Below are 12623 nucleotides of genomic sequence, written 5' to 3'. Positions count from 1 at the left end.
ACAAGCCTTGAAGCGCGCTGCAGGTGCGATCAGGGCGTCTTCTTCAAGGCCGAGTCCGCAGCCTTCTCGACTGCCGGATTGGTACCACCCAGCCAGACATTGACGCTGTCGACACTTTCCTGTGGCGGACGGCCTGCCCATCGATTGAGGATGAACAGGTTGGTGATGAAGTCGTACTGCGCCCTGAGCAAGTCACGCCGCGCCTTGAACTCGTTCTGCACGCTGGTCAGTACATCGACCGCGTTCACGACGCCATAGGAAAAGGCTTTCTGCGCCGCAATACTCGATTGCTCTGCCGATCCCAGCGCGTTCTTGTTGGCGCGGATCTTCTCGACACTGGAAAACGCCGTCAGGTAGGCGTTGGTGGTTTCCTTGACCACCTGACGGCGCACGCTTTCCACATCCTGCTCGGTAGCCAGCTGCTCGTTGTACAGCCCACGCACCCGCGCAGAGGTCGAGCCGCCACTGTAAATAGGCACACGCACGCCGATGGTAGCGACATAGCTGTCGCTGCGCGGTGACAGGGTGTTGTCATAGCCCACGTCACTTTGCTGCGCACCAAGGGTGAAGGTCAGGGTCGGATAATGCCCGCCCTTGCCTTCTCGTACCGCCGCGTTGGCGACGTCGAGGCTGCTTTCCCGCGCCTTGAGCAAAGGGTTGCTGTCGATGGCCTGGGCCACCCAAGTGTCCATCGATTTGGACGGCGCCTGCAGCGCAATGTCGTTTCTGATCCGGCTCAAGGGCTCGGTGATCGGCCGCCCGACAATTTCAGAGAGCGCAGCACGGCTGAGCCTGATCTGGTTGCGGGCATCAACCTCCTGCGCGGCCAGCAAATCGACACGCGCCTTCAGATCCAGCAGATCAGTGACCACGGCCATCTTCTTGTCGTACATCGCACTGACCCGATCCAGGCTCTTTTGCGTCGCCCGGCGCTCAGCCATGATCAGCTCGAGTTCATCGTCGGCAGACAGCGCCTGGAAATACCGCTTGGCCAGGTCCACCGTGGCCTCAGCCTGGGCATCTTCGGCCTGATGACCTTTCTGCTCCGTCGTGCTCTTGGCCTTCTGGTAGGCTTCCCAAGCCTGCTTGTTGTACAGGTACTGGGTCAGGTTGAGCGAATAGCTGGAGTTGTTATAGATCTCGCGCTGCGTGTCGTCCTTGCGCAGGATCCGGTTGTAACTGCCGTTGGCAGTCACCTGCGGCAACAGACCGCCGAACGCATCGCGCTCGCTGTCGACTGCCGACTGGGCACGCAGATAGGCTGACAACACTCGCGGGTCTTCCAGACGCGCCTCGCGATACAGCTTCATCAGATCCACGGAGTATGCCGAAGCACTGGTGACCTGAGGCGCAGCGGGCTGTGTAGGATCTGCATGGACCTGAACGCTGGCCAGCCCGAGGGAAAGGAACACAGGAACGAAGCGCAGCACGATCATTCCTCGATCATCGATTTGATAAACACATTGGACGCCGGCTTCAACAGGTATTGAAGCATGGTCCGTTCGCCAGCATTGATCAGCACCTCAGCGGGCATGCCCGGCTGCAGCTTGTGGTCGCCAAGACGTTTCATGCCTTTCTCAGTCAGCTTTACCCGAACCAGGTAATACGGCTCGCCGGCATCGTCTTTCAAACGGTCAGCGGATATACGCGTCACCTCCCCCTCGATGACCGGAGTGGTAGCACTGTTGAAGGCACTGAAGCGAACGTCTGTCAGCTTACCGATGGAAATCCGGTCAATATCGGTGATAGCGACATGAGCCTCAACGACCAGCTCGGAAGATTCCGGCACGATATCCAGCAATGGCGTACCGGCGCTGACTACGCCGCCCACGGTATGAACTTTCATGTCCAGTACCATGCCGTCCTCAGGAGCCCGAATGACCACACGAGACAGACGGTCCTGCAGCGCGTTAGCGGTCTCTTGCAAATCGAATACCTTGGCCTGCACATCGCTCAGTTCTTTCGCGACGTCGGAGCTGAAGTTTTTGTTCAACTGAATGATCTGCAGTTCAGTCTCGCTGATCTGTAGCTGAGTCTTGGTGATCGTGGACTCGTGATCGGCTACTTCGGACTTGAGCATGTCCAGCTTGCGTTCCTGCTCAAGCAAGCGTTGCTTGTCGACAAAGCCCTGAGACAGCAGATCCTTCAGCTCGGTAATCTCACTGCTGTAGGATTTTTCAAGGCTGATCTTGGTGCGGATCATGTCTCGCAGACCACTGATCTGCTGCTTCAATTGCCCGATGCGTTCGCGTTGTACCGATATCTCGGTCAGGCGGGAGTTTTTCCGGGTGCTGAATACCTGTTGCTCGCCTGCTATGGCCTCTTTGGCCCGCACACTGTCCGTACCACTGATGGTCAGTGGCGGAATCGAGGGCAGTTCGTCGCGCTCGGCGCGCAGTCGCGCCTCCCTGGCCTGGGTAGAAATCAACTGATTACGGGTCGACTCGTATTGAGAGCGCAATTGCGAGTCGTCCAATACGATCAGCGGATCACCCTTATGCACGGTATCCCCATCGCGGGCCAGCAGTTCCTTGACGATCCCGCCTTCAAGATGCTGAACCGTCTTGCGATAACTCTGCACCATCACCACACCTGAGCCGTACACCGCACTGCCCAGTGGAGCGAATGCCGCCCAGGTGCCGAACAGACCGAAGGTAACCAGTACGATCGCCACACCGATCCGGCGAACCCCACGATCAGAGGTGGGCATGTCATCTGCGTCCGCCTCGAGCGTGGATATTGTCTTAATGCTCATTCATGAATTCCTTTCACGCGCCAGGTTGCGCAGGTTGCGCCGGTGCAACACCAGTGGCTGCCGGAGCCACCCGCTGTTGAGCCTGCTGCGCTTTGGCCTGTTGCTGTGCCAGCTCGGCAATGACCTGATCCCGCGCGCCGTACAGGGTGATGGTGCCAGCGTTCATGACCATGACCCGATCAAGCCGCGACAGAATATTGGGGCGGTGAGAGACGATGAATACCGTGGCACCTGACTCCTTGATCAGTTGCAGGGCAACGCTCAGAGCGCGCTCGCCGACTTCATCGAGATTGGAGTTGGGCTCATCCAGCACAATCAATCGTGGGCTGCCGTAAATAGCCCTGGCCAGACCGATGCGCTGCCGCTGTCCACCGGACAGGTTGACGCCTTCACTGCCGATCACCGTGTCGTAGCCGTCGGGCAACTGCAGGATCATTTCATGCACACCTGCGGTGCGCGCCGCCAGAACCACTTTCTCGGGGTCGACCTTGGTAAACCGGGCGATGTTATCGCTGATGCTGCCCTCAAACAGTTCGATATCCTGTGGCAGATAGCCAAGGTGCGGGCCAAGCTTCTGTTTATCCCAGGCACTGATGTCGGCACCGTCCAGACGCACCGTGCCGTGCTGCGCAGGCCAGATGCCCAACAGAGCTCTTACCAGCGTCGATTTGCCTGCCGCGCTCGGCCCGACAATACCCACAATGGTGCCAGCCGGCGTTACGAAACTGATGTTGCGAATGACCGGGTTCTTGCCACCCGGCGGGGTAACTACCAGGTTTTCGACCTGCACATGCCCTTCGGGATCAGGCAAAGCCATACGATCCGGTTCGTTATGCAGCTTTTCAAGCGTCTCACTCAGACGAGTGTACTGAACGCGCGCAGCCACAAAGCCTTTCCAGGTGTTGATAATCTGGTCAACGGGCGAAAGAGCGCGTCCTAACAAAAGCGAACCGGCCATCATCAAGCCCGGATTGATCTGATGAGTAATGACCAGATAAGCCCCCAGCGCCAGCATGATTGACTGAGCCCAGTTCCTGAAGGTTCTTGAAATAGAGCTGATCGTCCCGCTTTTGTCGCTGGCATCAGACTGCAGAACCAGCACCCTGCGCTGCCGCTTGCCCCAACGGCCCATCAAGGTGTCAAGCATGCCCATCGACTCAATGACTTCTGCATTGCGCAGGTTTTTGGTAGTCAGAAGGTTTGCAGTCAGGCTTTGCTGGTTAGCCTCGGTCAGTGCCTTGCCAGTAAAACGGTGGTTCAAGTAAGCCAGTACCACCAGAACAATGGCAGAACCCACCGTCATCCAGCCAAACCAGGGGTGGAATATGAACATGACCGCTGTGTAAATCGGCAGCCATGGTGCGTCAAAAAATGCGAACAGGCCATTGCCCGTGAGAAATTGCCGCAGTGAAGTCAGATCATTGAGTGATTGGGCCGATGCATCCATGCCACCACTTCTCAACGCTTTCCTGAAGCTGGCCTGGTAGACATCGCGACTGAGCAAAACGTCGAGCTTGTTACTGATACGGACCATGATTCTGGATCGGACCCACTCCAGGGAGCCCATGGTAATCATGAGAACTGTCATTATCAGGGTGAGCATGATCAGTGTTGGAGTGCTGCTACTGGGCACCACCCGCCCTGAAACCTGGATCATGTAGAGGGTGGGGACCAGCATCAAGGCGTTTACAAACAGACTGAAGAAACCGACTGAGATAAAGCTGCCTTTGCAAGCCTTGAGGGCTACCTGCAAATTATTTTCGTGTGAACGACTCATAGAATCCGTACTGATGAGAAATCGGTGAACGCGCGGCAGTGTAGCACCTGCTTTTGGCCCACCGCAGCATCAAAGCGCGCTCAAGACACGCAGAATATAGACGCATACAAGTGAATATTTTTTATGCAACCAAAGGGGGGAAACGGTGACGGAAGCTCGACTGCCAAGTACTCACGTAATGGCCTAAAGTTCAACGTTTTAAAAAGTAAAACACATAAAGGCGCGCAATACAGAAAAGTAATTTGAGCGGCGGCACCTGACAAGCGTTGCTGGGTTACAGATGAACGGCATACAAACGCACCGATGCGGTGCGTTTGTATGCTGAAACGATTAACGCTCCTAAATATCGCAGCCCACAGAACTTCTACATTACTCAGAAGCGATTTTGAACGGCATACCGCTGACAGGCCTCACTACATCGCTCAATCAACTACGAAACATCTTGTATCAATCAAACAGGCCATAAGCAAAGACCAAAAAAATCTATAGCAATCTGCCAGCTTAGGGCTGAGAAGCACGTTCTAGAGGGAAATTGACCTCTCGGAAAATTCCTACGGGAGACGACTAAAATCACTCTCATTAAAATTGACTTTTCCTACAGATGGACTAGTCTCGCAGTCTGGCCAACACAGCCACAGACCATAGGTAGCAGTACCCGAGCAATGTGTTACAGCCCTTTAATGGACTAACGACATAGCCGCTCAGGATAAGAAGGAAGCTTGTTGGGTGCAGTCTCCAGAACTTGATGGATTAAAAATCAGCTCTCGCGTGACGCTGCTCGAGCCAGGAATGTACATATTCCGTTATGCCTCGCAGCCGCCTGCAGACAAGCCTGTGTGCATCGCACTGCAGCAAGCCCCACTTGGTAAAGGCGCCATTGATTTCTTCCCAGCCGAAGGCGTCAGCAAGAACATGCTGACCCGACTGGGCGACACCATCGTTGCTCGCGTCAAGGGTGGCATCACCACGGTTCTGATCACCGAATACCACATGTTCGACGCAGTCATCGACCCCATCGACTTGCGCATCGACCGAATCGACACCTCCACCGCCATCATGCGTAATTTCACGATCGCTGCGACTGCCGAACCAAGCGCTGCAATCTCGTCGACTCTCACGCCCGTTGCGCTGAAGCTGGTCGCGCATCTGCAAGGCGAAGGTGATGTGATGTCTACGGAAGGCTGGGCCGGCGAACCTGACGGCACCCGTCGCCTTGAAGGATTTTCCATCCTGTGGGACGACAAACCGGCAGGCGTGGACCTGGTTTACACCTCCACTGTCGCAGGCTCCGGCCCCAGCCCTAATGTCGCTACGGGAGCCTTTACCGGTACCCGTGGCAAGTCTTTGCCTCTGGTTTCAGCAGGTTTCAGCCTGGTCGGACCTGATCGGCATTTTTACGAATTGTCTGGCCACCTTGTCTTTCGCGGCGCTGCGCCGCAGGTCATTGTCGCCAACCAGATGATGTACGGCCCCACCGGCACAGAGCCCCTGGTGGCGTTACACATTTGCATCGCACCCGCTACGAAGATGAACGCTGCCCGCTATAAGTCTCCGTGGGAAAACTCTGCATTGACGCAGAAAATTAGCAGCACAGGCCAGATGGCTTGAAGTAACAGGAATTTCCCATGCAATATGATGCCCCGGTAACAGCAACCGAGTTCAGCTCGTTCTTGACCGCTACCAGCCTGACCGATAGCACCACTGCCGCAATTAGCACTCTGCTGGCTCTGGACAGCGCTTCCACTGTAAACCTGGCTAGCTGGGATGGCGTAAACCGCCTGGAAGTCCCTACTGGTCAAACCGGTACTACTGACGTTATCACTGGCACTATTGCTGGTGCACGCAACGATCTGGTCACCCTGGATGTGACTTCCGAAGTGGCTGGTGCCAAGGCAATAATTCTGGACAGCTTGGCCAACCTGTACGTCAATATCACTCCAACTGTTGCTACCGACTCTGCTACCGACGTCTCCTCGTCGGCTCGCATCGCTGTTTCGGCTGACACTTCCGCCACCCAGTTCCTGCTGACGACTGGCTCAGGCGATGACCTGATCATCGCTAATGGCGATCAGAACAACTTCATCGACGCTGGCGCTGGCAACGACACCATCATCACTGGCAATGGCAACAACACTGTTATCGCTGGCGCTGGCAACAATACCGTCATCACCGGCAGCGGTAACGACACCATCGTTCTGAGTGGCGTTAACCACGCAGATATCGTCAATGCAGGCGCTGGCTACGATGTCGTCCAACTGGATGGTTCGGTTTCGGACTACGCCTTTGCTACTGGCAACAACTTCAACGTCAACCTGACAGGTGCACAAACTGCATCGATCACTGGCGCTGAGTTCCTGACGTTCGTTGGTACTGCCGGCACTGAAACGGTCGTATTGGCACAAAGCGAAGCTGAAGCCTCTGCCCTGCGTCTTTATGACGGACTGCTCGGTCGCGATGTGGACCTGGGTGGCGCTCAAAACTTCGCCAGCCAAGTCAATGCCGGAACTTCGCTGACCGATATCGCCAACGAGTTCTTGAATTCTGACGAATTCGTCAATACCTCGACTTTGGCTCCTATTAACACTCTCTACAACGAGTTGTTGGGTCGTACTACTGGCGCAGATAGCGGCGGTTTGCAAACGTGGCAAACACTGTTGGCTAATGGCGGTACGCTTGGCGACGTGGCTGCAGGCATCGCTGGTTCTGCCGAAGCACAAAGCTTTGACCAGTCAAACGCTGAGTTCGTGCAGGATCTTTACGCCGCTGCTCTGGGTCGTAATGCCGATCAGGCTGGTCTGGATAACTGGGTGAATAACCTGTTCAACGGCTCTACCCGTGCAGACGTAGCCAAGGCAATCGTGAACTCCGATGAGGCTGCACTCAAAGCAGATAGCGATTTCATCGACAACCTGTACCTGACCGCCACCGGCCGTGCTTCTGATACTGCTGGCAAGGCAACCTTTACCAACATCCTGGCTAACGGCGGCACCCACGCTGACGTCGCTATCGGCATCGTTGGTTCGCAGGAAGCAATAGCACATAACGACAACGTTATCGTGCTGCACGGCGCGGTGTAACTAGCCCCGTCGTTGTAACAAATACNGGGTCGTATGCAAAAAGGGGCGACTTTCGGGTCGCCCCTCTTTTATTTTTAAAGTGAACACGCCAGCTTATGTCCAGACACCTCGACCGTGGGCGAGAAACGCTCATGGATATGTTTCATCGCCACCGCCAGGCCGATGAGCACGACCTTGCCACCGTGGCACTCGAGTGTGCGCTGCAGATCCCTGAATACCGTCCGGAAGCACTGGTCTGGAAAGGTATCGAGGCCCTGCCGCAAAACCCAAAGCTTGCCTTTATTTATTTGCTCAACGCCGCGCACGCGTTTCCTCTGCGTGCGGACATTCACGCCCTGCTCGGGCGCAGCATCATTGCCCAGGGTCAGCCGTTACTGGCCAACCGTTACATGAGTAATGCCTGGCAAAAACTGCCTGCCGACGCATCGCTACGCATGATGCTGTGGCAGGCACGCAGCCTGTCGGAAACCCCCGAAGACTTGCGCCGCATCATTCTCGCGCACCTCCCTGATATTACCGCTGCCAACGAACTCACTCTGGTACTCAAACTGCTGGCTGCGCAGACCGGATTGCCAGGCACGCTGGGCGTGGTTCGTTACCTGCCTGATGTGCAGGAGATCCACGGCTGGGCCATCGACGTGCACAACGTGCAGACGCCTGTTTCGCTGCAGCTGGAGGCCAACGGTCACCTGATCAGCATGGTTGCCAGCGCACCGCACCCGTTACTGACCGCGGCAGGATTGCCTGCGGCTCACGGTGGTATTCGCATCAAGGTGCCCAACGCCACCCCTGCCGTGCATGTGCGCTTCGATAACGGCGCGGCACTGCTGGGCAGCCCGGTCTCAGCGATGCCAGCCTTCGTTGCTCCGCCTGCGGCGTTGAAGGTTGGTGACAAGCAGCCGGTGGATGTACTCATTCCTGTTTACGACGGGCTGGAAGAAACCCTCGAGTGCATCAACAGTGCACTGGAAGCGCGCAAACGCAATCGCACACCTCATCGCCTGGTGGTGATCGAAGACACAACACCGGTTCCCGCGCTGCGCAAAACCCTCAAGGTTCTCGCGGGCAAGGGCAAAATTACTCTGGTGCAGAACCCCATCAACCTGGGCTTCATCCGCAGCATGAACCGCGCGATGGCGTTAAGCCCCAAGCAGGATGTGGTCTGGTTGAATGCCGACACCCGTGTGCAGGGTGACTGGCTGGACCGGCTGCGCACGACTGCCTATGCCGACGAGACCATTGCCTCGGTCACCCCGTTCACTAATAACGGCGAGTTGATGAGCTTTCCTGAAAGCCGATTCAGCCATCCGATGCCCAGCGCAGCAGAACAGGCCCGCCTGGACGATCTGGCGCGAATGACTGGCAGTCCGGCCATGGAGCTCGAAACCGGCTGCGGCTTTTGCCTGTACATCAAACGCAGCGCTCTGGACAGTGTGGGTTATCTGGATGAAGTCGAACTGCTGCGCGGTTATGGTGAGGAAACTGACTGGTGCCTGAGAGCGCGCGGCCTGGGTTGGCGTCATGTCGGAGCACCGAATGTGTTTGTTGCGCACCAGGGTGGCATTTCATTCGGCGCCGAAAAGGCGCTGCGGGTGGCGCACAATAACGCCATCCTCAAGCGTCGCTACCCGGACGCGTCATCGCGCTATGAAAACTTCTGCTTGCGCGACCCCATCAGGCCTGCCCGTCAGGCCCTGCAACGCGCGCGCCTTGTGCAACTGGCCGAGCAGTTGTCGACACCGGCATTACGGCAGTTGCATATCGCCAACAGCGCAGCGTCGCAAGCGCCCTTAAGCCTCACCTGGCGCAACAAGGGCCAGCATGCGCAGGCAACGCTGCAGGCCAACGTGCTGCCGCTGGCGTTCAGCCTTGATTACGAACTGCCTGCCGGCACCGAGCAACTGCTGCACGACCTGCGCAGCCTGCCACTGGACGAACTGATCTATCAGAATCTCGCCAATTGCCCCGAAGCGCTTTGCGCACTGGCCGAACAACTGGATAAACCTTACCGAATCGTTTGCCGCGACGACGCGTTGCTTATGCCAGACAGCCGCTTCGACTGGCCGCATTTCGCACGCAAGGCGCAGAGCATCGAGTTGCCGTGGCATGCCCTGCGCGAGCGTTACGCCGCCGCTCTGCCACAGGCCGATATTCTGATCCGGTCAGCCCCTCAAGCGCTGCCGAACAACGATTCTGTGCCAACCACCCTGCTGATTGCCGACCGCCTTTCAAACCCTGACATCGCCAAACAGTGGCTGGAACTGGGCAGACGCATCACGCACGAAAACCAATCTCTGGTTTTGCTCGTTGCAGAGGACGGCCCGTGGGTCAAACCCTTGCTCGCCACTGGCGCAATTCATGCATTGCCCATCGCGCAAGGCCTGAGCCAGGCCGACTCCGTCCTGCTTGCCGGATGCACCGCTGCATTGAGCCTGGAGCGCAGCCCAAGCGCATCCTGGCGCGCTGCGGACCTTGCCGTCGAACTGGGTCTGCCGCTGTACGCCATGCCAGGGCCGCTCGCCCAGGAAGCCGGAGCATTACCGATCAACACACTGCCTATTTCATTGAGTCGGACATGATCTCAGAACACACACCGGTCAACTCCGACCCGACCGCCCAGCCCTCCGGTAATACACGATTCAATGGTGCCATCACCGGCCTGTATGGCGATGTAGTGCAAGGCTGGGCGCTCGATACCCTGCATGCGGATGAACATCTGGTTGTCGAGGTCTACATCGACGGCGCCTGCGTTTCACTGGTCCGGGCCGACCAGTTTCATCCCCGCGCCGGTGCGGATGATCCATTCCATGGCTTTGGTGTACAGCTGCGCCAAGGCTGGCTGGATAATGCAAAGCACATCAGCGCCCGGGTGGCCAACAGTGACTACTGGCTTGCGGGCGACCTGCAATTACCGACCACGCCCAGCGCAGAGCCGGCGCCCATCGCGTCTCAGGTCTGGCACAGCGGTGGCCTGAGGCTTGGCGGCTGGTCTTGGGACCCGGATGCACCGCAGCGGCATGTGCAAATCACCGTGCGAGAGGGCAGTCGGGTACTTGGTCAAGCTACGTGCAATGTTCATCACCAGGCGCTGGTCTATCGAGCAACGAGCGATCACGGTTTCAGTTTTGATCTGCCTTGGGAACTGGCTGATGGTAAGCCACATAAACTGGACATCGAAAATGACCTCGGCCATACGCTATCCGGCAGCCCAATAACCCTGTGCTGCTGGCACGACGGGCTGGAAGGTCTGCTCAAGCAGCATGAGCGCGCACCCACCGAGCAAAATCTGGCATTGCTGACCCGGATTGCAGCGGACCAGGCAATGCGCCTGCCGAAAAGTGCAGGCTTTCATCATTACCCCGAGTGGTTTGAACGCTTCCGTCCTGCTGCGCCAAAAGACGATCAACCGCAGCAATGCAGGATCGGTTTGCTGTTAATAAGTGATGGCAACAGCACGCTTGAAGCCATCAGCCTCGCGAGCCTGAACGCCCAGCCCACAGCGCCTCATCAGTTGGTCAAAGCAGACGCCGCAGACCTGCTGCCCGCACTCAAGCAGTTACTTGAAGCCGGCTGCGATGCAGTGGTCCCGCTGATGGCCGGCGATCGTCTGGGAATGCACGCACTGGAACACCTGAGTGCTCTGCTCGACGATGGCTGTGCGTGGGGTTATGCAGATTGTGATCGCGATGGTCCGCAAGGCGAGCGTAGCCTGCCGTGGTTGAAACCGGTATGGGACATCGACCTGTTTATGGGGGCCGATATCTTCACCCCCGGTGCGATCTTCGGCGCTGCGATCATCGATAAGGCACTGGCGCTGATAGCCGCCACTGATGGCCAGCGAACTCTTGATTGGCATCAGTTGAGCGCGGCCATCGCTCTGGCCAGCGAAACCGGTCAGGCTATGGTGGCGCATCTGCCGCAGGTGCTCTACCACCGCAGCCAATTCGCCCCGGCCAGCCCCGAGCAGGTCGAGCCATCAGCCCAGCGTCTGAACGCCATCGCCTGGTTGAGCGAAAGCCTCGCATCAGGTGCCAGCGTCACACAACTGCCGAACTTCCCGGCGCTGTTGCGTACGCAGTGGCCCTTGCCGGCCACCCTGCCCCGCGTCAGCCTGATCGTTCCAACCCGCGACCAACTCGGGTTGCTGCGCACCTGTATCGAAGGCCTGCTGACCGCGACTGATTATCCTGACCTGGAAATCATCGTTGTCGATAACCAGTCCAGCGACCCGCAAACCCTGATTTATCTGCAAGAGTTGTCTGGGCGCGGTGTGAAGGTTCTGCCCTACCCTCACCCTTTCAATTATTCGGCCATCAACAATTACGCCGCCACCCACGCCTCCGGTGAACTGATCGGGCTGGTCAACAACGACATCGAAATCATAGCGGCCGACTGGCTAAAGGAAATGGTCACCCAACTGCTGCGTCCGAACGTCGGCGCAGTGGGAGCCAAACTGCTGTGGCCCAACCGCATGGTGCAGCACGGCGGCGTGGTGGTCGGTGTCAATGGACTGGCCGCGCACACTGGCAACCACCTGGAACAACGCGACCCCGGCTACCTGGGGATGAATCAGATCACACGACGCCAAAGCGCGGTCACGGCCGCATGCCTGCTGTTGCGCAAATCGGTCTTCGATGTTTTGCACGGCCTGGATGAACAGGCTTTCCCGGTGGCCTTCAATGACGTGGATCTGTGCCTGCGTATTCGACAACAAGGCTTGAACATCATATGGACGCCATTTGCCGAACTCATCCACGCCGAATCGGCCAGCCGCGGCAAAGACCTGACTCCGGAAAAGCAAGCCCGTGGTCAACGCGAACAACAAGGCTTTATCGAGCGCTGGTCCCAATCAGGCCAAAGCGACCCGTACTATCACCCGGCTCTGAGCCTGGATTATTTGAGCGGGCCTTACGGGGGCTTGGCGATTCCGCCAAGACATAGGCAGTTACGACGCGTAGGCACCTAGCCCAAGGCTTCAGTCAGTATTTGTAGGCGTAGCCATTAGGTGACGCCC

7 protein-coding genes are annotated in these 12623 nt (G+C 57.5%); 4 read left to right on the top strand and 3 right to left on the bottom strand.

What is annotated here, in order from left to right; all coding sequences use genetic code 11:
* Positions 1–29: 29 nt before the first annotated feature.
* From AO388_RS09375 to AO388_RS09365, 3 genes are read right to left on the bottom strand one after another with little or no spacing between them, the layout of a single operon-like run.
* Entirely contained in the window at positions 30–1436 is a 1407-nt protein-coding gene (locus AO388_RS09375; RefSeq protein ID WP_058416358.1) for a TolC family outer membrane protein, read from the bottom strand.
* Positions 1433–2755: an HlyD family type I secretion periplasmic adaptor subunit gene (locus AO388_RS09370; RefSeq protein WP_058416357.1), complete on the bottom strand. Its 1323-nt coding sequence runs from the start codon at positions 2753–2755 to the stop codon at positions 1433–1435. Before AO388_RS09370 ends, AO388_RS09375 begins: the two co-directional genes overlap by 4 nt.
* 13 nt (positions 2756–2768) lie before the next feature.
* The gene (locus tag AO388_RS09365; protein ID WP_058416356.1) at positions 2769–4532 is read right to left on the bottom strand and encodes a type I secretion system permease/ATPase; all 1764 of its coding nucleotides are present in this window, start codon (positions 4530–4532) and stop codon (positions 2769–2771) included.
* Between the two features lie 789 nt (positions 4533–5321).
* Between AO388_RS09365 and AO388_RS09360 the strand changes: the two genes are divergently transcribed.
* The 4 genes from AO388_RS09360 (at position 5322) to AO388_RS09345 (ending at position 12575) form a co-directional block, all read left to right on the top strand.
* Positions 5322–6140 carry a hypothetical protein gene (locus AO388_RS09360; protein ID WP_058416355.1) on the top strand — a complete coding sequence of 273 codons (819 nt, stop codon included), beginning with the start codon at positions 5322–5324 and terminating at the stop codon, positions 6138–6140.
* Between the two features lie 17 nt (positions 6141–6157).
* Positions 6158–7609, top strand: a complete 1452-nt coding sequence (locus AO388_RS09355) for a DUF4214 domain-containing protein (RefSeq protein ID WP_058416354.1) — start codon at positions 6158–6160, stop codon at positions 7607–7609.
* Between the two features lie 131 nt (positions 7610–7740).
* Positions 7741–10188 (top strand): glycosyltransferase family 2 protein, encoded by a 2448-nt coding sequence (locus AO388_RS09350; RefSeq protein ID WP_058416353.1) that lies wholly within the window; start codon positions 7741–7743, stop codon positions 10186–10188.
* Positions 10185–12575, top strand: a complete 2391-nt coding sequence (locus AO388_RS09345; protein ID WP_058416352.1) for a glycosyltransferase family 2 protein — start codon at positions 10185–10187, stop codon at positions 12573–12575. Before AO388_RS09350 ends, AO388_RS09345 begins: the two co-directional genes overlap by 4 nt.
* Positions 12576–12623: the final 48 nt, after the last annotated feature.

Origin of the sequence: Pseudomonas sp. ICMP 10191, assembly GCF_001467335.1 — a bacterium.
GTDB classification, from domain to species: domain Bacteria; phylum Pseudomonadota; class Gammaproteobacteria; order Pseudomonadales; family Pseudomonadaceae; genus Aquipseudomonas; species Aquipseudomonas cerasi.
The sequence above is the reverse complement of the archived record's forward strand: the minus strand, read 5'-3'. Positions and strand labels throughout refer to the sequence as shown.

Excerpts from the sequence above, each read along its gene's own strand:
- AO388_RS09375 (WP_058416358.1), bottom strand. The coding sequence starts at position 1,436 with ATGATCGTGCTGCGCTTCGTTCCTGTGTTCCTTTCCCTCGGGCTGGCC.
- AO388_RS09370 (WP_058416357.1), bottom strand. The coding sequence starts at position 2,755 with ATGAGCATTAAGACAATATCCACGCTCGAGGCGGACGCAGATGACATG.
- AO388_RS09365 (WP_058416356.1), bottom strand. The coding sequence starts at position 4,532 with ATGAGTCGTTCACACGAAAATAATTTGCAGGTAGCCCTCAAGGCTTGC.
- AO388_RS09360 (WP_058416355.1), top strand. The coding sequence starts at position 5,322 with ATGTACATATTCCGTTATGCCTCGCAGCCGCCTGCAGACAAGCCTGTG.
- AO388_RS09355 (WP_058416354.1), top strand. The coding sequence starts at position 6,158 with ATGCAATATGATGCCCCGGTAACAGCAACCGAGTTCAGCTCGTTCTTG.
- AO388_RS09350 (WP_058416353.1), top strand. The coding sequence starts at position 7,741 with ATGGATATGTTTCATCGCCACCGCCAGGCCGATGAGCACGACCTTGCC.
- AO388_RS09345 (WP_058416352.1), top strand. The coding sequence starts at position 10,185 with ATGATCTCAGAACACACACCGGTCAACTCCGACCCGACCGCCCAGCCC.